This is a genomic window from Calothrix sp. PCC 7507 (assembly GCF_000316575.1).
In the GTDB taxonomy this organism is placed as follows: Bacteria; Cyanobacteriota; Cyanobacteriia; order Cyanobacteriales; family Nostocaceae; genus Fortiea.
This window is the reverse complement of sequence record NC_019682.1, coordinates 6,577,552-6,600,692: the sequence shown is the minus strand read 5'-3', so window position 1 is coordinate 6,600,692 and position 23,141 is coordinate 6,577,552. Positions and strand designations below refer to the sequence as shown.

Sequence of the window (23,141 nt, the reverse complement as noted above, 5' to 3'; positions counted from 1 at the left end):
TGGTTTAAGGGTCAACAGTCAACAGTCAACCAAGAATATTCCCTGCTATGGATACCTAAGCGATCGCTTTTTTCAGATGTTGCTATTTCGGGGCTTTTTCACAGAATTCTTGATAATCCTGTTTTACTTGACCTAAATAGCTGCGTGCATAGTCCAAAATTTGATTACGCCAATCAGATGAGTGAGCAAACTTAATTAAATCATCTGCGATCGCAGAACCTTGTCTACCACCACTGCGTAATTGATCCCAGGCTGTAATCTCACCCATTGTCTGCACCAACTTCTCTAAGCGTCCTAACTTTCCAGACCACGCCTGTAAACTAACTTTATCTTGTGCTGGCTGCAATTCCTTCAAAACATAAGATTTACTATCATCAACTATCACCCCCAACAGCGCAGGTGGAGTAGCCTGTACTCGTTGCTGGATCGCGGCTACCCTTGCCGCAGGGGTTTCCCATTCCGGCTGAGTTACTGTTAAATAGGGTTGTAATGAGCTTGTTTGTGCTTGCTTTAAATCTAATAGATAATTGCCGTTGGGAGAACCTTTACCTTTGACTAAAATTATATAACTTTCTAACCCTAAGCTTCCTGTACCAGCTATTCGCTGTTGCACATCTAAAACTTCCAAAAAATCTGCACTATATTTTGTAGATGGTTGCCAATTGGCGATTAATTCTCTAACTCTTTGCTGTTGTGCTGCTGTTATTTCAGCAATATGTTTATTATCAATAACTAAATGACGGTTGCCTTTATTTTCTTTTGTTTTTTTATCTAAAAATTCTGAGCGTCCTCTATTCTTGAGACTTTCTAATAAATCTTTAACTAAGCCTCTCGATGTTTCCTGCTCCACACTTCTAGCCTGTCCTTTAGCTAAGGTATTAGTGTAAGCATCCAGAAAATAATTGCTTAAATGTGGTGCTTCTGATTCATTAACACCTAATGCATGATGTCCCACGAATATACTAGTGATGAATCGGACTACATCCCATGTACAAGGAGCGAGACAAGCCTCATCAAAATCATTAATATCAAAGTAGACTAATCGATTATCCCCCTTATAACTGCCAAAGTTTTCTAAGTGTAAGTCGCCGCAAATCCAGACTGACGGTGCTAAATTCAGTGGTGAATCTTGAGGGAAATCTTCATAAAACAGATGACACGTTCCGCGATAAAAGCTAAATATATCGGAACGCATTAACTTGTATTTAAGTTTAAGTAATTTTGGGTTACGTCCTTTGTTAAATTGGTCAATTCTGTCAATAATTGTCTTTGTCATGATTTATCGGTATCTGGCGTTATTTTTATTCAGCAATATATCACCTCTTTAAAAAACGCTGACGCATCCGCGCAAAAAAACTATTCACCTCTGGTATTCTCATCCACGCAGCTAAAACCCCAAATACACCAATCCCCACTAAGCTAGAAATAGATAACTGCAGCAGCAAAATCAATAAACCTTCTTTACCTAATATCTGCTGACAACCAACCAATGTTCCATAGCTAGCCACCCCAGCCACCACGCTACCAGCAGTTAAAGCGATAATTGGTAAACTCCACTCCCGCCAAGGTAAGCCATTGAGTTTGCGATCGAGTAACCATAACAGCATCAACATAGAGCTGCAATTAACACCTACTGTTGCTAACACCAAACCAGGCGCACCAAAAGGTTTGACTAAAACCCAATCGAGTAAAGCATTGAGGAAAATGTTAAAAGTACTAATGCGGAAAGGTGTTTGCCCATCACCCAAGGCATAAAATACCCGCACTAAGACATCACGTCCCAAATAGACAAACATCCCGATACCGTAAAAAATTAGTAGGGATGACACCAACTCTGTAGCGTCTTGCTTGAAAGCACCACGCTCATACACTACCTGAACAATCGGTTGAGATAGAGCCACCATCAGCGCTCCTAAAGGTAGCATGGTGACAGCACTCAACAGCAGTCCTTGGCGAATGCGTAATTTGAGATCAGGCCACTTTTCTGGCTCGGCAAGTTTAGCAAATATTGGTAATAAGGGCAGCAAAATGATGTTAGAAATAATCCCCAAGGGAGTTTGCACTAGCAAATTGGCGTAGTTAAAGCCAGCCGCAGCACCAGGGATGGGACTCGCGAAGTAAAGGACGGTGGCAAAGTTAATTGGCATCATTCCGGAGGAAATGGTCGCCGGAGTCATGATTTTAATTACTTCTTGGACGCTGGGAGATTTAAAATCAAACCGTAGGCGTAATGTCCCTAGTCCTAATCGCCACTGCACAACTAGCTGCACTAACCACTGAAGAATTGCCCCTGCTAAGGTTCCCCAGGCTAACACCATGCCACCCATAAAAGCATATTCCGGCTTGATAATGTCCTTGCCTAGTTGCAAAGCCATGACACCAATGCCAACAATTACCGTAATACTGGATAATAGAGGGCTGATGGAGAGCAACCAATATTGATTGGCAGCATTGAGAGTGCCGAAGCCAATGCCAATTAAGCCAGAAAATAAAGCCATTGGGGCCATAATTTGGATTTGTTGGATGGCGATCGCTCTGGTTTTCCCATCCAAGCCATAACCGACTAAATCCACCAACTCATCTGCCAAGAAAATCTGAGCCACGGATACCAATAACAGCACTCCACCCACTAGTGTTGTCACTGTTTCCACTAGGGGAGCGGCTTCTTCTCGCTTGCGTTTGGCTAAAACGCTGACGACTGCACTATGTAATGGCCCATTTACACCACCGAGTAATATTAATAGAAAACCAGGAATAACATAGGCGTAACTATAAGCTGTAGCAGCTGAACCCACACCAAAAGCTGCAGCGATCGCTAACTGTCGTACCAAGCCAACGACTTTACTAATTAATGTGGCTGCGGCAACAATGCCAGCAATACCAGCGAAAGAAGGAGAAGGTTTTTGGTCTTGTTGTGTCACGAATAATACCCGACAACTCTTGCAGAGCGCATATTTGAAAACATTTAACCTGAAATTTTACAGTCTGTCAGGCAAATTTTGATAACTTCAAAAACTATAGGAATCATATTTGATTTCTGAAAAAATCTCCGTATTTGTAGGGTGCGTCAGGACGGAGTCTGTAACGCACCAAAGTCTTAGGACGGTGCGTTACGCTACCCTACGGGAACGCTAACACACCCTACGTATATTTCAAAAATCAAATACTAGTGGTTTGTCAATTTTGTTTTGAGGGGTTTTTGGTAGTGCGGGCCGAAAAGCCCGCGTGAGCGAGACGCTCACACTACAGTCCCTCATTTCAACCCTGACAGACTACTAGTCCTATAGAAATTCATATTAAGCCTATTATTTGTAGTCAGGACTCTAGTCCTCCTAACTTCTTGATTCCGTAAAATTTAATTGGTAGCCTAGTAGGCTTGCTTTTTGTCAGTATCTATGAGATATTTTGTCTCATATTTAAAATACTGTATTCCCATCAAATTAGTGGGAATTCTGCTAGGTAGCAGAGAGTATAAAATTTTTGACATGAACTTAAATTTTTTCAGAAACCATCCACTGTTTTTGGTAATAGTAGTTTTTTTGGGACTTTTTTTCACTAGCGCGCTAGTTGCTGCTAAGTTAAAATACTCCGCTTCACAGAACTCTAGGTTACAAATAGCAAATCCGCAAGCCATAACCATAGCAGATCAACAGCTACGTGTAGATAGGCTGCTAAAATTAATCCAACAGCGATCGCTAATTGCCCACGACGTGGCACGCTGGAAATGGAATCAGAAACGACCGATTGAAGATCCCAAGCGAGAACAGGAATTGCTATCAAAGGTTCGGCAACAAGCAAAAACCTACAGCCTAGAACCTACTACAGTTGCAGCATTTTTTCAAGCACAAATAGAAGCCGGGAAGCTAATCCAGAAAGCTGATTTTCAAAATTGGCAAAAGCAAGACATTAAATCTTTTCCCAACGTGCCAGATTTAAACCAGATATTGCGTCCATCTTTGGACAAGTTAAATATAGAATTCTTCTCGGCTTTAGCAGATCTGACTCCGGTTCTGGGTTGTCCGCAAATCCGAGAAATAATTCAATCACGCTCTCAAGTGATAATTAAAGGTGAGGGTATTGATCAAAAAGTCCAGAGTCTAGCGATCGCACCCCTACTAAAATTTCAAGGTGCTGACTGCAAGGTAGTTTTCCGACTAGATCAGCCTAGGGACACCCCAAACTATCTCGCGTGGAAACACCCGTAACTGGATTTATCCCTGCAGCGCGATCGCACATTAAGGACACTTGATAACGGTCAATCAATGCATCCGTAAAATCAGCGCCAGTAATTTCTGCATCATAAAAGCGGCTACGGGTCAAAGTTGCTTCTGTGAAAATGGCATTTTTTAAGTTCGCACCATCCAAAGTTACCCGATCCACTAAAGCACCCGTGAGGTTTGCATCTGACAAATCTGCTTTTAACAAAACCCCCTTCGTGAGAACGGCGTTGGTTAAATTTGCTCCTTGAAAATTCGCCCCCCGCATCTCCGCCGCCACAAAAGTTGCACCAGTTAAATCCTCATGAGCAAAGTCACGATTCTCTAAATTGATATTGTTATAGTTGATCACATTTGTCAGCGCAAAGGCTGGTCTAGGATTGATGATTATCCACAAACCAGCCAAAATCAAAATCACAATCAAACTACACAATCTGAGCAAAATCTTCTTCATAACTTCTTCCTGGAGTCAATAGTCCAAAGTCAAAAGTCCAGTGTAATTAATTTTCACTCTTGACTCTTGACCCTTGACCCTTGACGGTTCGACTACGCTCACCGTCAACTATTTCCAATCTTTACCAATCCGGATTGTGAGGTCAGATTCCAAATCACCAGCACCCGACACTTCAACTTGACCCAAGCCTACGACTGTCTGCAAATCAACACCTACATTCCTATTGCCTTTTTGGACAATAATCTGGGTTTGGCGTTGAGTATCGGGCCAATCTGGCACTGGATAAACATTTTTGAAGCCTTTTTGTTTGAGATATTTGATAACTTTTTCAGTTAGTTGAGGTTGATTGGAAGCATTTTGAATAGCAATTTTGAGGTTAGGAACTGCCCGCGCATCTGGCTTGAGACCCGGTACATTCACCCCAACATAATCATTCAATAGGCTCTGCTGTCCCGTCATATTCAGCCAATAACTATTGGGGTCTTGGCTAAAACGGCTGAACCCACCAGGTAATACGGTCATTTGGAAATTATCCCGCTCGACGTTGAGGGAAAAATTCACCAATGCCATCATTTCCTCTATTTTCAGGTTGGTATCAAAGTACCTACGCATAATGCGGGTTAATTGCGGCAACCTGGGTAAAACGGTGGGACTATTCAGACGTGCCACCAATGCTTTCATCAGAGCTTGCTGACGCTGCACTCTTTGTAAATCACCTAGCCCTGGTTCCCGGAACCGCACAAACATTTCTGCTTGTTCGCCGTTGAGGGTTTGCCAACCACTAACTAAACTTGACATCTGACCAGAGGAATCTTTATATTCCATTGGTTTTGGCACAAATATCTCCACTCCACCCAACTGATCTACTAATTGCCGTAAGCCACTAGTAGAAATACGGATGTAACGGTCAATAGGTGCATTATTTAAAGTCCGGCTGACTACCCGCGCTGCTAAGACTGGCCCACCTTGGGCATTAGCGTCGGATACTTTAGTTAAGCCCTTTTCAGGGATAGCGATCATTGTATCTTTAGGGATGGAAAGCGCCCTAATAGATTTGTCGCCAGGGTTGAGTCTAAGCATGAACATGGCATCACTTTTACCAGCAAAACTGTCTGGTGAGCCATCAACAGTACCGTTAACTGGTTCAATCCCCATGATCAGGATATTCATCGGTTTCGATAGCTGATACTGGGAGATTTTTCCCCATACCTCACCTGGCAATGGCATTTTTTGCTGATCTTTACCAGCTACCCCTAATTCTTCTTCTGTTTGATCCAGATTGCTCCATAGGGGAGTCCACAGTGCCAGAGTCGATGCTAGTAGCCCAGATAAAATAATCCCCAAAACCACCGTCAAAATCCACAGTAGCCAGCGAGGCATAGCCAAACCCAGCCTGTCATAAAGCTGGTTAGGGATTTCGCTGACAGATTCTGCAACGCTACGGGAGATATTTGCTGGTTGTTTTGGGCTAATCTCTAGGTCTGAAGCTGGTACGTGCTGTAGTGTTGCTTGATTGTCCACCAGTTGCAATTGCTGTAACTGCTGGGGTCTGACCTCATCTAATTCTAAAGCTGGTATTTGCTGAGGCGTTATTTGATTTTCCGACCATTGAACTTGTTTAATCACAATTATCTCCCCACTCAACCACTCCCTAAAAGTATGTTAATGCAAGCTACAAATCTTGCCACTGGAAAAGCTCACTGTAAACTTGTAGTGTCCCGCCGTAGGTGTGTATGACAAAATGACTAGTCCATTGTTCCCCGTAATTCTTGCTGGTGGTAAAGGTGAGCGTTTTTGGCCCTTGAGTCGATTAGATCGCCCCAAGCAATTTTTAAGTCTTGATGGTAGCTCTAGGAGCCTACTACAAGCAACTGCTGATCGATTGCTAGAAATAGCAGGTGGTTGGGATTCCTTATTTGTCATCACTTCTAATCAGATAGCTGAAGGAGTACGACAACAATTACCTAAACTGCCGTTACAAAATTTATTAATTGAGTCAGAGGGAAGGGACACTGCCGCAGCCGTTGCTTGGACTAGTTTGGAAATTAAACAGCGTTATGGCGAAGACGCGATTATTGGTTTTTTCCCCGCTGACCACTGGATAGCTGACCAAAATGTGTTTGCACACACTTTAAGTGCTGCTACCCAGCTGGCTGCAAGCACAGAAGCGATTGTCACTTTGGGGATCAAACCTAGTTTTCCATCGACTGGTTACGGCTATATCGAACAAGGTGAAAAAGTTGGTAGCTTTAATGAGTTGCCAGCTTATCACGTCAACCGCTTTACTGAAAAGCCCAACCGGGAAACAGCAGAAGCTTTTTTATCCACAGGGCGTTTTAGCTGGAATAGTGGCATGTTCGTTTTTCGGGCTGGGGTGGTTCTGAAGGAACTTTACACCCATGCTCCAGAAATTATCGAACCTCTAGCACAATATGGTCCGGATGTATATCCTCAATTACCTAAGAAGAGTATAGACTATGCACTTATGGAAAAGACAACTTTAGCATATGTCTTGCCAGTGTCATTCGGTTGGGATGATTTAGGCGATTGGAATGCGATCGAGCGGTTACTGAAAACTGCAGAGACTCCCAATGTGGAACTCGCTACCCATGTGGGACTGGATACGCAGGGGGCGATCATTTATGCCTCTAATCCAGAGGATGTAGTTGTTACCATAGGTTTAGAGGATGTGGTGATTGTGCGCGATCGCAATGTCACTCTCGTTGTCAAAAAAGACCGTACCCAGGAAATTAAGCAAATTCTTAATATCCTCAAGAGTGATCCCCGATTTGCTGACCTGCTGTAAAAGTTAAAACCCTTGGCAGAGGCTGAAAAGTCTATTCTCCCATTATAACTTGAATGTCGCAGAGTGAAGAGGCAGGGGGGCAGGGGGCAGGCTTGCCGTGAGCGTAGCCGAATGGGAGCAGGGAGATGAGACGGATAAATAATAACCAATTCCCCAGTCTCCAGTCCCCAGTCCCCAGTCCCCAGTCCCCATTCCCCATTCCCCATTCCCCATTCCCCAGTCCCCAATCATAATGTTCCTCACCCAAACAGTTCCCCGTCAACGAGAAATTATCGAAGTAGTCCTCCGCAATGGCTGGGACTATATGCGAAGGCTGCTGACTGGTGGTAAAGCTGATGAACCGCAATTACCTACACCTGCAGTTTTAAAAAATATTTTGGTGGATTTGGGGCCAGTTTATGTGAAACTTGGTCAGCTACTCTCTACCCGTCCAGATTTACTCAGCGCCGCCTACATTGAGGAACTGTCAACTCTCCAAGATGAAGTACCACAAGTTCCCTGGGCAGAAATAGAAGTAGTCATCCGCAAACAGCTAAAAAGACCTCTAGAAGAAACCTTCACCACCATTAATCACGTTCCGGTAGCAGCGGGATCAATTGCTCAGACGCATCGCGCTACATTAATTAACGGTCAAGAGGTAGCGCTGAAGGTACAACGTCCGGGGATTGATATTACAATTGCTCAAGATATTGCTTTAATTCAAGGGATTGCTGATTTAGTGGCGCGGACTGATTTTGGGCAGACTTATGAAATTAAAGCGATCGCTCAAGAATTCACCAAAGCTCTAGAGGCTGAATTAGATTTTACCCTAGAAGCAGGTTTTACAGACCAGCTACGGCGCAACTTATCCACTAGTCGCTGGTTTGATCCGCAACAAATTGTCGTTGCTCAAATCAACTGGGATTTGACTACTGAAAAATTAATGGTGATGGAATGGCTAGACGGTGTGCCCATTTTGTCGGCAAAGTTGAGCCATCAAAACGGCAGTCAAGATAATGTTATAGAACGTAATGCCATTACCACTTTGCTATTTCGGGCATTTTTTCAACAACTATATATAGATGGGTTTTTTCACGCTGATCCTCATCCGGGGAATTTATTTTATCTTCATGATGGACGGGTTGCACTCTTAGACTGTGGCATGGTGGGAAGACTTGATCCCCGTACCCAGCAGATATTAACAGAAATGTTGTTGGCGATCGTTGATTTAGATGCGGGACGATGTGCCCAGTTAACGTTACAGCTTGCGGATTCTAATCAACCAGTAATTTTATCTCGGTTGGAAAATGATTATGAACGGATGCTACGGAAGTATTATAATGTCAACCTGACTGAGATTAATTTTAGTCAGATAATTTACGAAATTTTACAAGTCGCCCGCAACAATAAAATTCGCTTACCTGGCAACATGGGCTTATATGCCAAAACCTTGGCTAACTTAGAGGGGGTGGCGCGGACATTTAACCCAGAGGTGAATTTGTTCGATGAAATCAAGCCATTAATCACAGACTTGTTTCGTCGCCAGCTTTTAGGAGATAATCCTGTGCGATCGCTCTTAAGAACAGCACTAGATATCAAAAGTCTCTCACTCCAATCTCCCCGTCAAATTGAACTATTATTAGACCGAGTCACCTCAGAAACCCTACAGTGGAATTTATCACTACATGGTTTAGATGGCGTGCGGCGCACTATGGACGATGCCGCCAACCGCCTATCTTTCAGCATCTTGGTGGGTTCACTGATTATGGGTGCAGCAATTATTTCTAATAATGCACAAACTACTCAACTATCTTTTATCAGTAGTATTCTTTTTGCCGCCGCTAGTCTATTGGGGTTGTGGTTAATTATTAGTATTTTACGCTCTGGACGTTTGAAATAAAATGTCTATTTTGATCATGGGCCTAAGAGTCCATAACAATCCGATCTGATTATTGAAAAAATCTCAGTATTTGTAGGGTGGGCATTGCCCACCAACATTATGATACGGTGGGCAATGCCCACCCTACTTGTATTTCAAAAATCAAACACTAGTCCTATATAATTAATTTTAAACCACAGATAAACATGAGATAAGCACAGATAATTTATCTGTGTTAATGTCATGATTATCTATAATTTTAATTGAAAGCATCTTATGTCGATAATTGTGGCGGAGAACCTGAGCAAATTTTATCCGGTGGCTATAAAAGAACCGGGTATTAAAGGGACAATTACCCACTTTTTTCGCCGCACTTACCGTTCAATTAAAGCAGTTCAAGATGTCTCCTTTGAAATTGCTTCAGGTGAAATTGTAGGGTTTTTGGGGCCTAATGGTGCCGGCAAAACCACTACACTGAAAATGCTCACTGGACTGATTCATCCTTCTAGCGGTAAAGTTAAAGTAGCTGGACAAATACCGTTTCGTCGCCAAGAGGCATTTCTGCAAAAAATCACCTTGGTGATGGGGCAAAAACAGCAAATGATTTGGGACTTACCAGCCTTAGATTCTTTGAAAATTAACGCCGCTGTCTACAACATTTCTGATAAAGAATTTCAGCGACGAGTAGGAGAATTAACTGAAATGCTGGCATTAGAAGGTAAACTTACCCAACCAGTGCGAAAACTGTCTTTGGGTGAGCGGATGAAGGCAGAACTTTTAGCAGCACTTTTACACCGTCCCCAAGTTTTGTTTCTTGATGAACCGACTTTAGGATTAGATGTGAATGCTCAAGTGGGAGTACGCGATTTTCTGCGCGATTACAATCAGCGTTATCAGGCGACAGTGCTATTGACTAGCCATTACATGGCTGATATCACAGCTTTATGTCAAAGGGTGCTGTTGATTCACCAGGGAAAGCTGATGTACGATGGCAGCTTAGATGGACTGTTGGAACGCTTCGCACCTTACCGAGAAATTCATGTGGAGTTAGCCCAATGTTTGCCCAAAGAAAAACTTCTGTCCTACGGTGATGTGCAACTATTAGAAGGGCGGACAGTGCGTTTTTTAGTGCCGCAAGAAGCGCTGACACGCACAGTTTCTCAGATTTTGGCGGATTTAGAAGTAATTGATTTAAAAGTCACCGAGCCGCCTGTAGAAGAGGTGATTGGAAAGGTTTTTCAGGCAGGGGTTGTCTAGTGAGTGCTGAGTGCTAAATTTTGAGTTACCCAAGAGAATATACAGTAATCGTATAATGATTACCGAAAAATTTTAATTATCTGTAGTCCTGGTTTTGGTGGTTACTGCCCACCCTACGTAATTTAAACGAACTGATGCAAGAGATTTAATGAAGCAGATTATCAGAAAAGCCTTAACTTTGCTTTCGGTGTACTACGCCTATACGCTGGAATATAGAGCAGAAATGATTTTATGGGTTTTGTCTGGTTCTATACCTATTATCTTTATGGGTGTCTGGATGCAGGCGGCGCAAGGTGGAAACTTCGGTTTGACACCTGTAGATTTTGCCCGTTATTTTCTGGCAGTGTTTCTTGTTAGGCAATTTACCGCTGTTTGGGTAATTTGGGATTTTGAAAGAGAGATAGTAGAAGGTAAGCTTTCACCAAGATTATTACAACCACTTGATCCTGTATGGCATCATGTTGCATCCCATGTGGCTGACAGATTTGCTCGGATACAGTTTGCGCTGATATTAGTTGTACTATTTTTTATTCTTTATCCCCAAGCTTTTTGGTTGCCGAAATTAGGGAATTTTTTCTTGTTTATATTGGCAGTATCAATGGCTTTTATTTTGCGATTTATTATTCAGTATACTTTTGCTATGTTAGCCTTTTGGACAGAACGGGCTAGTGCTTTGGAAAATCTTTGGATGTTGTTTTATTTATTTTTATCTGGATTGATTGCACCTTTAGAGGTATTTCCCGAATCTGTGAGGGAAATAGTTATGTTGACACCCTTTCCCTATTTAGTTGATTTTCCTGTCAGCATTTTGGTGGGACTACCTGTAGATTTAGGGCGGGGATTTTGGTCAATGTTGGGGTGGATATTGCTGTTTTTAGGTGTAAATCGCTGGTTGTGGCGTGTAGGATTGAAGCGCTATTCTGGGATGGGAGCTTAAAACTGTTATCAGTTATCAGTTATCAGGCGTATAGGCGTATAGGCGTAGGTTTAAACCCGCCCTAACGTCTTCCATCAGTTGGTGGGGGATTTAGACTCTTCGTATTTAATTGATAACTGTTTACTGTTCACTGTTCACTGTTAAAAGGCAATAGGCAAATCCCTATAATTAACCCTATTGCCTGTTAATTGGCGCAGCCTCTCCACAGAAGAAGGGCTTGGTGAGTAATTCAAAATTTCAATTTAAATCTTTTCACGCTCCATGATTTGGCTAACTTGAGGCAGTTTGAATGCTCTGGAAGAGTTCCTGCAATTCTTCTACAGTATTAAGTGTCAGAACACCTCGTTGAATCGCCTTTAATTGCTCCAAATCGGCAATTTGAGAGATTTCTGACATCATTTGCAATCCCTCAGTGCCAAATTTTACTTCTAGCGCCTGTTCAATACCTGACAATATGCCTCTTTTTTCCCCCTTTTGTTCGCCCTCTCTCAAAATTTGCTGATACCAAGGAGACTCGCTTAATATTGCCATATCCCACCTCATGATTTGCTTGACTAAAGCACTGTCTAATACGAAAGTAGCAAAAAAAGCCATAACGGTTTCTAACTGGCTCAATTGCTCATCGGCGCGGAGCATTTGCAATGCCCTTTGTACTGTCGATGCTTCCGCGCCACCCTTAAGGATAGGCACAAAGGGAAGCAACGAGGGAACAGGTTGGGTAAATGCTATTTCGACATCGACTTCCCAAAGATTGATAACGCGGTAGTCTTGACGCGCCTGTAAATCTGCAAATGCTGATTCATAGCGTGTGGGAATTGCCACATCACTTTCTTTGAGGATGTTAATCAATACGGGATAGATAGGCAGATTGAACTTTTCTTCTGCCAATGCGGTGTATGCCCGCATTCGTTTAGGCATTTCCGGCTTATAGCGTAATTGTAACTCGTTGAGTACTAGAAATTCGCCATACTGGGGACTGACGGCTTTGACTAATACATCGCTTTCCCGGCTAATCCATTGGAATTCGGAGTTGATGATTTCTCCGGTGACAATGTCGGGAATTTGCGTTACCCATTTTACCCAGTTTTCGGGGGCAAGGCTGATTAATCGCTTGGTGCTAATATCTGCTGCTTTAGCCATAGGAGAGTAGATGACCACTTTAGTAGTTTAATTGCTAAAGGGGCGATCGCACTCATCTTGCCTGATCTACAAATTACTGGTTATGGTCTTAAATTTCTCTACTGAACCCAAAGAATAATCTTCTAATTTAAAATCAGCAAAAGGCTTTTTCTCTAACCTATCTCTTAAGGCTTCATCGAGAATCACACCAGCTGATTTTTTTCTCACGCCAATAATCATAATACTTCTTTGATATGCTGTGGAATCTTGGTTTGATTGACAATCACTCCGCTGAAATCTCCCAAGATTTAATAAACGATAATTTTTGACACTGGATGTATTATTAAATAACTTTTTTGCTAATTTTTTGACTTGTCTAGAGCGTTCTAAAGCGCGGCGTTGTTCAAATGCTATTTTACCTTCACAAGAAGCAGTACCTACAGAAATAATCTCACTGGGTTCTTCCATGATCTTCTGTATGCCTTCTTGTTCTAAATTCAACTTTAATAAGTCAAGACTAATAACTTTATCGTTATATTTAATTTGAAAATTACTGCCTGGAAGCCATTTATATTCTACTGATAAAACTGCGATGTTAAATTCGGCAATTTTACCTTTGCTATCCTTACCTTCTATATAGGAAAAATAATCAACCTTGCCTTTTCTTGCTGGTGATTGTCCATAATTTATAGTGGGAATAAATTTTAGCGATCGCATAGCGAAAGCCGCTAATATAATTAATCCTAATGATACAATTAGCGCTGCCAATAATGCCAGTAACGGCAGTTTTTTTCGCGGCTTCTTTTGAGGCAATAAAGTTTGATTAATTGGTGGGGGTAACTCTCCAGTATTCGCTGTTGGCTGTTGTGTAATTTCCGCTAGATGTTGTAAAATTTCCTGGGCATTGGCAGGACGGTTATCGATTTCTGATGCCATTAACCAGTCGATTAAATCTAATAGCAAAGGTGAGATATGAGTGGCATGATTCCGCCAATGCAAAACATTTTGTTGGATATCACACATATCCAAAGGATGCCGTCCTGTCAGTAAAAATACAAAGGTGCGTCCCAAAGCATAAAAATCTGATTGCGGCACGGCTTCACCACTCATTTGTTCTACTGCACTATAGCCAGATGACATAATTGGTGTTGTCCCACTGGTTATTTCACCAGCAGTGCCAAAGTCAATTAACACCAAATTCTCCCCATCTTCTTGAACTAGAGGGGATCTAACCATAATATTAGATGGCTTAATATCACGATGGAGGTATTGCTGACTATGCAATAAATCCAAAATTTCTACTAACTGTCTTAACCAGGCTATAGCTTGCACTTGGGAGATTGGTTTATACTCTTGTTGCTGTAACCATTGTTCTAAGTTAAGCCCGTCGATTTTTTCCATAACAATGCAGTGCAATACCAAACCATTTCTGGTTTGATATTGAAAGTAGCCATCTACTTGAGGAATGCCAGGATGTTTTAGTTGTGCGAGTACGGCTACCTCTTGCTGAAATAGTTCTACGGCTTTAGCATCCTCTGATAAATCCTCTTTGAGTACCTTGAGGATTTTTGGCGTGTCTTTTTCGTATACCTCATAGACTTTACTAAAACCAGTATTTTCACTTAATAAGCGCATCACCCGATAACGCCCTTGCAATTCCAACTGAGAACCACAACTTTGACAAAAGCGGTTTTCATCCTGATCCGATTGGTTGGGTTGAGGACAAACGGGATTAATACAAATACTCATAGCTAAGTAAAAAGTAAAAAGTAAAAAATAAAAAGAGCAAATTTCTTTTTACTTTTTTTGACTGTGCTGTTTTAGGAAGGCTTTGACAGTCTGGTTAAATGCCTCTGGTTGGGTCAAAAATGGCCAATGATTGCCGGGGACTTGGCAGATGCTTAAGTTTTTGAGATAGGTTTTGTAGGGTTTGAGTTGCCATTCTTGGCGGTTGACACCTTTTTCTGGCTGGATGAAGAGGGTAGGAATTTCAATAGGGGTTGTCAAGCCGGGAACCCGCATCACGTCGGCAAAAATTCCATCACGGGCGGCTATTGTAAATTTGCTACCCCAACTACCATCAGGTTTTTGCTCAATTCCGGCTTGGAAGACTTGCTGATGTAAGGGCGTCCATCCTTGATATTGGCTTAACTGACGCGCTTGTTGTTCGGCTTGTTCATAACTGGCAAAAGGCCCCATGCTTTTGAGAAAAGGCAAGACGCGATACAAAAGCGGAAATGTCACTTTCAGGAAACTGGGCATTTTCCAGATGAAGATGGGATCAACTAGAATGACACTGCGGAGACGTTCGGGGCTTTGTTTTGCCCAGATGGCGGCTAATTTACCTGTCCAAGAGTGACTGACAATGTGAGCGCTAGACCATCCTAGATGATCCATGAGTGTTTCTAAATCAGCGATCGCACTCTCAAAACTATAATCCCATTCTGGCTTGCTGCTTTCACCGTGACCGCGCATATCTGGGGCGACGATGTGGTAATCAACGGCCAAGTATGCCGCCAGGCTAGACCAGACAAGGGCATGGTCGCCTAAGCCGTGTAATAACAGCAAGGGTTCTTGACCTTGATGCCACTCCAAGTAAGACAGTTGGATATCAGGTTTTGATAGGGTTTGACGTAAAAACATCCTCGTACATCCATCTGTGGAGAGATAGCTTCGCGCTTGCTTATATGGTACTGCGAAAGCTCTCACTCACCAAGAGTAGGGCTAGAGGTACAAAGTCTACCTGTGTGGATTTTGGAATACTCTTGACCAATTCAATCACAATGAAAAACTCCACGCCACAAGGGGATGGAGTTTTTGGGCATGAGAATTAGGGGTATGGGGAAGAAGTTACCGCTTGGCCTTGTAAGGATTTATTTAACATTCAACTTCTACACTGCACCGCTACATCTGCCCTTATTACTTACTCGGTGTTGCAATGATAGCAAAACCTAAACGCGACAACTTGACTGGAGGAGTACACTCACTACGATTAACTACACATTTCTGCTGCACTTGTGGCGTATCTACTACCTTTACAGAAAATGTATAACGATCCAGATTGAGTATTTTCCTTTCTTGGATCATTGAGAGTATTTGCTTAGTGCTTAGATTGATTGCAGTCTGAGAGGCGAAATTGCTCATATACATAAGCTCAGTTCTTAATTTTTCTTCAAGTTCGCGAAGAAACTCTGCACTATATCCTCCACCAGAAAGGGCAGTCAAAATTACGTTGGCTGCTTGGGTTTTTACTGATGCCCAATTCACAAAGGACTCGGAAGCAAAGTAAACTATTGAGTTGGGATTCTGAGCAATTATGTTATCTCTAGTTGTAGTATACTCATCACGAGTGACATCCTTAAGTAAAGGTGGCGTCATGTCAACGTTACTTATTAAACTGCCTAAGCCAGGTATTTCTCCATTTAAAATTGAGGTAATTGCACTAGCATCCAGCTTAATATTACCCGTCCAACCTTGACCACATTTAAAACCAGGTTTTCGTTCTTTAGTTGACAAGTTGAATGTATATTCATAATTACAAGTAACTGATGCAGTCTTCGATACAGTGCTTGCTGGTGTAACTGTTTGTAATTCCATGACTACATATGGCATTTTCTTAGTCTCAAAGCCAATACATGTTCCCATAATCTTAGTAACGCAATAGCTTACTTCTCTATACTTGGTCACAGGGACGTGCATTCTTGTAGCAGGAATTGTTACGCTCCAAGTGTGTTTAGGTCGTATCTTTGCAACAAGATAGATAGTATTACCTACCACATTGTATTCAAGCTTTTCCAGGCTGGTGTTACCCTGATTGCCAATTGTGAACCGATTGACTTTGGAAGCAATACTACGTGATTGAGATTGCCATTGACTAGCAATTGAATCTAATCGAGGAATACAATCTACTATTTTTTGGTCGATAGGCTGGAGTAAGTTAATCGTTTGAGGTTTGTTAGCCATCGGGTTTTTCAGACAAGCTTCCGCATTATATGCTTTGGCTTGGTGAGATATTCCTAATACGGAAAAAATAGTTAATGCACAGAGTAATGAAATTTTCATTGTTCTATCCTCAAGAGTTGAATTGCAATAGGCTAAGAAAGTTGTCACGTCCGATGTGATGTATGGCATATCGGCAAGGAAGTAACGCGATTTTGTAAGATTGGGCTTTAATTCTCAACAAACCTAGATATCGTCGTTGCGATATCTGCGGCAGTTTATGCATACGCACACTGAAATAGGCTATTTGCATTGCCGATTTCAGCACCTTACTTTTTCGCGTTGCTTCTACAGGATGTCAGGCAACAAGTAGCATCAGAAGTTGCCTAAAACGGATTTAACTCTCAGTGGAAATAATCAAGAAAAAACGTCAGCCCAAATAAGTACCCAAGCATCAAATTGAAGAGCTAAGAATTAGCGCGCATGAGTGTAACTGACTTTAATCTTAATTATTAAGACTTACGCAGGATGTAACCAAAGACCTAATTATTGAGTAGCGGTAATTCATGTAGTTGAAGGCTTACCGCAGGGTATTACTGCTACTTTTGTGATGTTTTACTTAGGTTCTGTCCCGAAGATGAGTATTTACTAGCGGGAGATGAGGTAGTAATAAATTTCATCAGTTCAGGAAACATATGGGTTAGATAGTTCTTGTGGCAGCAACGAGATTTTATGAGATTGAGCTTTAACAGGACTTACTCAACTAACACAGCATCTTGTCAAGTTAATATGTTTCAGTTAAGCCAAAAAACGGATAAACTGAGGTGAGCAAATGTGCTGAGATTAAACTAAAATTCCCCATAATAGAAAAGGGCTGATGCTTACACAGGTTGCCTTTTCAATTTTTTTGAGTCGCTTTACTGGCTACAAATTTTCAACAGGCTTGCGGACTCTCTTTGACGCGTTGACCCCCGCTTCTATACTTTAGTACAGATGTGTGTGGAATTGCAATCACCACGATAGTTAGCGCTCCATTTTTTCTTGCAGACTTGCATTTGGATGATTGCTGTCATCACCTGCCTAATCTGAGTTGCTTGTTGGTTGCGTCTAGCATCTCGTTATTCTACTTGTCCCCATTGTTGAGATGCCCATTTTCTTAGTCTTTGAAGTCATTTATGTTCATCCACGCATTTTACTTTGAAAACCAAAATGCGGGGTATTGGCGTGAGGGTACAGTGAGCAATTAGGGGTATTTCCGCGCTATAAAAAGAATAATGAAGACCAAAAAGCAACAAAAAGCCCTGCGTAAATCACTGTCAGTGTTCCGTTATAGTGGACGGGCGATTAACCTGGTGTGGACTACTAGCCGCACTTTGACAATTATTCTGGCTACTTTAACTTTAATCGCTGGTTTGTTACCGGCGGCGATCGCCTACATTGGTAAGTTGATTGTTGATGCTGTAGTTGTCTCTTCAACAACGGGAGCAGCAAGGAATATTTCTCATGCTTTATTGTATGTTGGCTTAGAAGCGATCGCTGTAGCTTTCTTAGCGGGGAGTCAGCGAGGACTGATTATCTCTCAGTCATTGTTGCGGGCGTTACTTGGTCAACGGGTGAATGTACTTATCTTAGAAAAAGCCCTCACACTCGACCTCACCCAGTTTGAAGACTCGGAATTTTATGACAAATTAGCCAATGCACGGCGAGAAGCCTCAGTGCGTCCCCTATCTTTAGTCACCCGCACCTTTGGTTTAGTGCAAAATGCTCTTTCTCTGATTACCTACGGCATTTTGCTAGTGAATTTTTCTGTATGGGCAGTGGTGGTGCTAATTTTAGCAGCAATGCCGGCATTTATCACTGAAACAAAATTTGCTGGCGAAGCCTTTCGTCTGTTTAGTTGGCGTGCGCCAGAAACTCGTCAACAGCACTACTTAGAAAATTTATTGGCGAGAGAAGATTTTGTCACAGAGGTCAAACTCTACCAACTGGGGGAGATGTTGCTAGGGCGTTATCGCCTACTTTTTCAACGACTGTATGGTGAAGACCGCGACTTGACGCTACGGCGTGGCTGGTGGGGATATCTCCTGAGTTTAGTCAGTACGGCTGCCTTTTATATCGCCTACGCCTGGATTGTCGTAGAAACAGCGATGGGTAAGATTTCTCTGGGGGATATGACCATGTATCTCATCGTGTTTCGCCAAGGACAATCTACCTTCTCCGCAGCCCTAACTTCTATTGGGGGAATGTACGAAGATAACTTGTATCTATCGAATCTTTATGATTTCCTAGAAGAGAAAGTACCAAAGTCTTGGGGTCAAGCCACTCAAGGTTTAGATTCTCAAGATGGTATCCGGTTTGAGGATGTATCCTTTACTTATCCGGGAAGTTCCCAGCCTGCATTGAGGAACATTTCCCTACATTTAAAACCCGGAGAAAAATTAGCAATTGTCGGTGAAAACGGTTCCGGTAAGACGACTTTAATCAAACTCCTGACTCGACTGTATACCCCAGATTCAGGACGCATTTTATTAGATGGCTTGGATTTACAAGAATGGGATGTAGATGTGTTGCGGCGGCGGATAGGTGTAATTTTTCAGAACTTTGTCCGCTACCAGTTCACCGTCGGAGAGAATATCGGCGTTGGTGATGTAGAACATCTAGAAGATAGAAGCCGTTGGTTAACTGCTGCCGAAAAAGGCAATGCTCAACCTTTCATTAAGCAATTACCCCAAAGTTTTGAAACTCAACTTGGGCGCTGGTTCAAAGGCGGACAAGAACTTTCTGGGGGACAGTGGCAAAAAATTGCTCTAGCCCGTGCTTTTATGCGGACTCAGGCAGATATTTTAGTGTTGGATGAGCCAACATCAGCAATGGATGCTCAAGCTGAGTTTGATATTTTCAATCATCTTCGCACTCATACTCAAAATCAAATGGTATTCTTGATTTCCCACCGCTTCTCTACAGTCCGCATGGCTGACAATATTGCAGTGATAGAAAGTGGCGAAGTTGTCGAACAAGGGAATCATAAAGAGTTACTAGCATCTGGGGGACGTTATGCCAAACTGTTTTGGTTACAAGCGGCGGGGTATCAGTAGGAAAGGGAGTAGGGGGACAGGGAAAATAATTATTTAGCCTTGGAACTTGAAATTTTAGCCTCGGAACTTGAAATTTCAGCCTCGGAACTCGAAATTTCAGCCTTGGAACTTAAAATTTCAGCCTCGGAACTTGAAATTTCAGCCTCGGAACTCGAAATTTCAGCTTCAGAACTCGAAATTTCAGCTTCAGAACTCGAAACTTCAGCCTCGGAACTCAAAATTTCAGCTTCGGAACTTGAAACTTCAGCTTCAGAACTGGAAACTTCGACCTCGGAACTCGAAACTTCAACCTCGGAACTCGAAACTTCAAGTTTGCTACCCAATTCCCCATGCCCAAATCAGGAGTAATAACTAATGAACTTGATATCCGAACCAACAATTCCTGAAAAAATTCAAAAGATGCAAGAAAGGGTCAGATGGAAGCACCCAAGTATTTTACAGCGGGGAATTGATCAAACTAGTATGGTGATCAGCGATCGCCTTGATGATAATCCCGAATTTTCTTTCATGGTCATTGGTGATAGTGGTACAAAGTCCCATTATGGACACCATCCCCAACGACAAGTTGCAGAACTGATGCTTCCCCACAAAGATGAGTGTCGTTTTGTGTTGCACACTGGCGATGTCATTTATGTAGTTGGTTCTCGCGAATATTACCCAGCCAACTTTATCGAACCTTACCGCGAGTTTTTAGTAGGCGGCGAAAACCCTAAACGCATTTCCTACGATCGCATGACCTTTAATCTACCGTTTCTGCCAGTTTTAGGCAATCATGATTATTATGATGTGCCATTAATGTATCGTTTATTTACAGGCAGCACACTGCAACTACGCCGTCTTTTCCGCTACAAAGATTTTGAGATTGGCTGGCATGGTTCAAATCAAGGTGACGCTTATGCAAGAGCGTTTCTAGATTATATGGCAGCAATTGCATCTCCAGAAGAATTACAACATCATTTAGATAGCCACTACACCGCTAAAACTCACACAGGGCGTTGTCTGCGTTACGAACCGGGACAATTTACTCGTTTACCCAACCGCTATTACACATTCCGCTACGGTGGTATCGACTTTTTCGCCCTAGATTCTAATACCTTTAATACACCATCACCCATACCTGCAACCCAAGCAGGCGATACCAACCGCCGCGAACTGCAAAAACGTCGCCAAGAAATCGAACAAGAAGAATTGCAGATTTTAGCAACCTGCGACAAACTTAACGCCAATATCCCTAGCGAAGCTGAACAACTCGATGACCTCAGCGCTAAACTAGACCAAATCAACGAAGTCAAAATTGATATTGAAAAACAACTAGCATCCCACGAAACATCTACTATCGACTTTGAACAGTTGGACTGGTTACGCAGCCGACTTATCGAATCTTGGCATACCTCCGAAGTCAGGGGACGCATCATTTATTTCCACCATCCGCCTTATGTTACAGAAGCGACTAAGTGGAACCAAGCACAAACCTTAGCCGTGCGCCACCGTCTACGTTGGGTTTTGGAACAGGTAGCAGAAACTCTGGGTTTTCTAGTTAAAGAGCGGCCAATAGTCGATTTAATTTTAAATGGTCACGCCCACTGTCTAGAATATCTCCGCACAGTGAATACAGGATATGCCGACTCTAATATCAATTGCATTATCTCTGGTGGCAGTGGTCGTCGTCCCCGCCGTCAACGCCCAGAGGGGGCGGAATTGCTGGAGAATTTTAGTAACATTCCCCGGAAAGTAGCAGATTCAAGGCTTTATGTAGGTCGCAATGGCTTTAATTTACACAAGCGATTACCTTACTCATGTGTGCGGATTGATGTTCAAGACGGTATCCCACCCAAGTTTATCGTTAGACCATTGATTGCAGAGCGTCTAGAGCAACAGTGGCACAGTTACGAGATGGAGCCTTTTATGATTTAAAGTAGTCAGGACTAATTTTACTTTTGTCAATCTCTGGAAAGTAAAATCAGGATCTAAACCACATCTATTTTGAGAACATAGTTTTAAAAGCTCACATATTGCCGTAGCGGGTAAGATGCTTCGTTCCTCAGCATGACATAGAAGGAGACTTTTCAAAAATCCTCTCAGCTTCTGCTCATTCCATCTATCGCATTCTTGTTTTTAATTGGTATCAAATCTAAAAGTTTATGGATTTCAATCCAGCACTGTGTTTAGCTATAGCGAACCAAATCGCCAAGAGTCCCCAACAGCGAATTACTTTTGCTGAATACATGGATATGGCGCTATATCACCCTGAACATGGTTACTATTCCAGCGCGGTTAAATTGGGGCTAAAAGGTGGCGATTTCTTCACTTCTGTTCACCTCGGCGCTGATTTTGGTGAGTTATTAGCGGTACAATTTATCCAAATGTGGGAAATTTTGGGGCAACCTGCACCCTTTTATTTGGTAGAAATGGGAGCAGGTCAAGGACTGCTAGCAACCCATATCCTTGAATACCATCAGCAGCATTATCCAGATTTTTTTGCCATTTTAAAGTATGTGATTGTAGAGAAATCTCCGTCTTTAAAGCAAGAACAACAACAACGTTTGCAAGATTTCCCTGTAGATTGGTGCAATCTTGAAGACATAGCACCTAACTCAATTATTGGTTGCTTTTTTTCTAACGAATTAGTAGATGCTTTGCCAGTGCATCAGTTTATTTTAGAGGCTGGGGAACTGCGAGAAGTTTATGTAACCGTGCGGGGAGAGGAGGAGAGGGAACAGGGAGTAGGAAGCAAGGGGGATAGAACTGAGGAAATTTCCCCCTGCTCCCCGCCCCCTGCTCCCTGCTTCTTCATGGAGGTGACAGGGGAAGCGTCTACACCTAAATTGGCTGAGTATTTCAATTTAGTCGGGATTGATTTGACCCAAAAGGTCTACGAAGATGGTTATCGCAGTGAAATTAATTTAGCGGCTTTAGACTGGTTGAGTATAGTAGCAGACCGCTTGCAACGCGGGTATGTGTTAACAATTGATTATGGCTACCCTGCTAGTCGTTATTATAATCCCAGGCGATCGCAGGGAACATTGCAGTGCTACTACCACCATCGCCACCACAATAACCCTTATATCAACATCGGGCGGCAAGATATTACAGCCCACGTTGATTTTACGGCATTGGAGAAATGGGGCGATCGCTGCGGTTTAAATCAAGCTGGTTTTACACAACAGGGCTTATTTTTGATGGTTTTGGGTTTAGGCGACAGAATTGCCGCCCTCTCTCATCAACAACAATCCCTCTCTCAGTTGCTACAGCGCCGGGAAACACTACACCAGTTAATTGACCCATCCGGCTTAGGCGGCTTTGGTGTCCTAGTTCAAAGCAAAGGATTGAAAGACAGAGAAATATCTCAAACCCTCAAAGGATTAACTGTGCCAGAGTAAAAAGTTAAAACTCTATTAAGGCAGCGTTAGTGTCAATGGACTAGCATAACAGTGATTACAGTGATCAAAAACTACTCTG

Annotated in this window: 17 protein-coding genes; 9 read left to right on the top strand and 8 right to left on the bottom strand. The window is 42.5% G+C overall.

Annotation, left to right across the window (positions count from 1 at the left end; genetic code table 11):
* Positions 1–82: 82 nt before the first annotated feature.
* Complete coding sequence (locus tag CAL7507_RS28310) at positions 83–1,276, bottom strand: DUF2252 domain-containing protein (protein WP_015131918.1); 1,194 nt, start codon at positions 1,274–1,276, stop codon at positions 83–85.
* 40 nt (positions 1,277–1,316) lie between these two features.
* Entirely contained in the window at positions 1,317–2,921 is a 1,605-nt protein-coding gene (murJ, locus tag CAL7507_RS28305) for a murein biosynthesis integral membrane protein MurJ (protein WP_015131917.1), read from the bottom strand.
* A gap of 564 nt (positions 2,922–3,485) precedes the next feature.
* Here murJ and aroQ point away from each other — a divergent pair.
* Positions 3,486–4,205: a gamma subclass chorismate mutase AroQ gene (aroQ, locus tag CAL7507_RS30295; protein ID WP_160166372.1), complete on the top strand. Its 720-nt coding sequence runs from the start codon at positions 3,486–3,488 to the stop codon at positions 4,203–4,205.
* Here aroQ and CAL7507_RS28295 read toward each other — a convergent pair.
* Positions 4,165–4,671: a pentapeptide repeat-containing protein gene (locus CAL7507_RS28295; RefSeq protein ID WP_015131915.1), complete on the bottom strand. Its 507-nt coding sequence runs from the start codon at positions 4,669–4,671 to the stop codon at positions 4,165–4,167. The genes aroQ and CAL7507_RS28295 overlap by 41 nt on opposite strands.
* A 108-nt stretch (positions 4,672–4,779) precedes the next feature.
* Positions 4,780–6,297 (bottom strand): LCP family protein, encoded by a 1,518-nt coding sequence (locus tag CAL7507_RS28290; protein ID WP_015131914.1) that lies wholly within the window; start codon positions 6,295–6,297, stop codon positions 4,780–4,782.
* A 115-nt stretch (positions 6,298–6,412) separates the two neighbouring features.
* Between CAL7507_RS28290 and CAL7507_RS28285 the strand changes: the two genes are divergently transcribed.
* The 4 genes from CAL7507_RS28285 (at position 6,413) to CAL7507_RS28265 (ending at position 11,529) form a co-directional block, all read left to right on the top strand.
* Entirely contained in the window at positions 6,413–7,477 is a 1,065-nt protein-coding gene (locus CAL7507_RS28285) for a mannose-1-phosphate guanylyltransferase (RefSeq protein WP_015131913.1), read from the top strand.
* A 232-nt stretch (positions 7,478–7,709) separates the two neighbouring features.
* Positions 7,710–9,356, top strand: coding sequence for an AarF/ABC1/UbiB kinase family protein (locus CAL7507_RS28275; RefSeq protein WP_015131912.1), 1,647 nt, complete (start codon positions 7,710–7,712; stop codon positions 9,354–9,356).
* A gap of 255 nt (positions 9,357–9,611) precedes the next feature.
* Positions 9,612–10,592 (top strand): ATP-binding cassette domain-containing protein, encoded by a 981-nt coding sequence (locus CAL7507_RS28270; RefSeq protein WP_015131911.1) that lies wholly within the window; start codon positions 9,612–9,614, stop codon positions 10,590–10,592.
* A gap of 148 nt (positions 10,593–10,740) precedes the next feature.
* Complete coding sequence (locus tag CAL7507_RS28265; protein WP_015131910.1) at positions 10,741–11,529, top strand: ABC-2 family transporter protein; 789 nt, start codon at positions 10,741–10,743, stop codon at positions 11,527–11,529.
* Between the two features lie 270 nt (positions 11,530–11,799).
* On the opposite strand, the gene CAL7507_RS28260 is transcribed toward CAL7507_RS28265, so the two are convergent.
* From CAL7507_RS28260 to CAL7507_RS28245, 4 genes are all read right to left on the bottom strand, one after another.
* On the bottom strand, positions 11,800–12,669 hold the full coding sequence (locus CAL7507_RS28260; RefSeq protein ID WP_015131909.1) for a hypothetical protein: 870 nt from the start codon (positions 12,667–12,669) through the stop codon (positions 11,800–11,802).
* A 66-nt stretch (positions 12,670–12,735) separates the two neighbouring features.
* On the bottom strand, positions 12,736–14,397 hold the full coding sequence (locus CAL7507_RS28255; protein WP_015131908.1) for a serine/threonine-protein kinase: 1,662 nt from the start codon (positions 14,395–14,397) through the stop codon (positions 12,736–12,738).
* 48 nt (positions 14,398–14,445) lie between these two features.
* Entirely contained in the window at positions 14,446–15,291 is an 846-nt protein-coding gene (locus CAL7507_RS28250) for an alpha/beta fold hydrolase (RefSeq protein WP_015131907.1), read from the bottom strand.
* Between the two features lie 276 nt (positions 15,292–15,567).
* Positions 15,568–16,710, bottom strand: coding sequence for a hypothetical protein (locus tag CAL7507_RS28245; protein ID WP_015131906.1), 1,143 nt, complete (start codon positions 16,708–16,710; stop codon positions 15,568–15,570).
* A 1,151-nt stretch (positions 16,711–17,861) separates the two neighbouring features.
* Here CAL7507_RS28245 and CAL7507_RS28240 point away from each other — a divergent pair.
* From CAL7507_RS28240 to CAL7507_RS28225, 4 genes are all read left to right on the top strand, one after another.
* A complete protein-coding gene (locus CAL7507_RS28240; protein WP_015131905.1) occupies positions 17,862–19,682 on the top strand; it encodes an ABC transporter ATP-binding protein in 1,821 nt (606 codons plus the stop codon).
* A gap of 39 nt (positions 19,683–19,721) precedes the next feature.
* Positions 19,722–20,030, top strand: coding sequence for a hypothetical protein (locus CAL7507_RS28235; RefSeq protein ID WP_015131904.1), 309 nt, complete (start codon positions 19,722–19,724; stop codon positions 20,028–20,030).
* Between the two features lie 6 nt (positions 20,031–20,036).
* Positions 20,037–21,596 carry a metallophosphoesterase gene (locus tag CAL7507_RS28230; protein WP_015131903.1) on the top strand — a complete coding sequence of 520 codons (1,560 nt, stop codon included), beginning with the start codon at positions 20,037–20,039 and terminating at the stop codon, positions 21,594–21,596.
* A gap of 227 nt (positions 21,597–21,823) precedes the next feature.
* Positions 21,824–23,062: a class I SAM-dependent methyltransferase gene (locus CAL7507_RS28225; protein ID WP_015131902.1), complete on the top strand. Its 1,239-nt coding sequence runs from the start codon at positions 21,824–21,826 to the stop codon at positions 23,060–23,062.
* Positions 23,063–23,141 lie beyond the last annotated feature (79 nt).

What these genes read in the sequence shown, in the direction of transcription:
- CAL7507_RS28310 (WP_015131918.1), bottom strand. Translation starts at nt 1,276, where the DNA reads ATGACAAAGACAATTATTGACAGAATTGACCAATTTAACAAAGGACGT.
- aroQ (WP_160166372.1), top strand. Translation starts at nt 3,486, where the DNA reads ATGAACTTAAATTTTTTCAGAAACCATCCACTGTTTTTGGTAATAGTA.
- CAL7507_RS28295 (WP_015131915.1), bottom strand. Translation starts at nt 4,671, where the DNA reads ATGAAGAAGATTTTGCTCAGATTGTGTAGTTTGATTGTGATTTTGATT.
- CAL7507_RS28285 (WP_015131913.1), top strand. Translation starts at nt 6,413, where the DNA reads ATGACTAGTCCATTGTTCCCCGTAATTCTTGCTGGTGGTAAAGGTGAG.
- CAL7507_RS28275 (WP_015131912.1), top strand. Translation starts at nt 7,710, where the DNA reads ATGTTCCTCACCCAAACAGTTCCCCGTCAACGAGAAATTATCGAAGTA.
- CAL7507_RS28270 (WP_015131911.1), top strand. Translation starts at nt 9,612, where the DNA reads ATGTCGATAATTGTGGCGGAGAACCTGAGCAAATTTTATCCGGTGGCT.
- CAL7507_RS28265 (WP_015131910.1), top strand. Translation starts at nt 10,741, where the DNA reads ATGAAGCAGATTATCAGAAAAGCCTTAACTTTGCTTTCGGTGTACTAC.
- CAL7507_RS28260 (WP_015131909.1), bottom strand. Translation starts at nt 12,669, where the DNA reads ATGGCTAAAGCAGCAGATATTAGCACCAAGCGATTAATCAGCCTTGCC.
- CAL7507_RS28255 (WP_015131908.1), bottom strand. Translation starts at nt 14,397, where the DNA reads ATGAGTATTTGTATTAATCCCGTTTGTCCTCAACCCAACCAATCGGAT.
- CAL7507_RS28250 (WP_015131907.1), bottom strand. Translation starts at nt 15,291, where the DNA reads ATGTTTTTACGTCAAACCCTATCAAAACCTGATATCCAACTGTCTTAC.
- CAL7507_RS28245 (WP_015131906.1), bottom strand. Translation starts at nt 16,710, where the DNA reads ATGAAAATTTCATTACTCTGTGCATTAACTATTTTTTCCGTATTAGGA.
- CAL7507_RS28240 (WP_015131905.1), top strand. Translation starts at nt 17,862, where the DNA reads ATGAAGACCAAAAAGCAACAAAAAGCCCTGCGTAAATCACTGTCAGTG.
- CAL7507_RS28230 (WP_015131903.1), top strand. Translation starts at nt 20,037, where the DNA reads ATGAACTTGATATCCGAACCAACAATTCCTGAAAAAATTCAAAAGATG.
- CAL7507_RS28225 (WP_015131902.1), top strand. Translation starts at nt 21,824, where the DNA reads ATGGATTTCAATCCAGCACTGTGTTTAGCTATAGCGAACCAAATCGCC.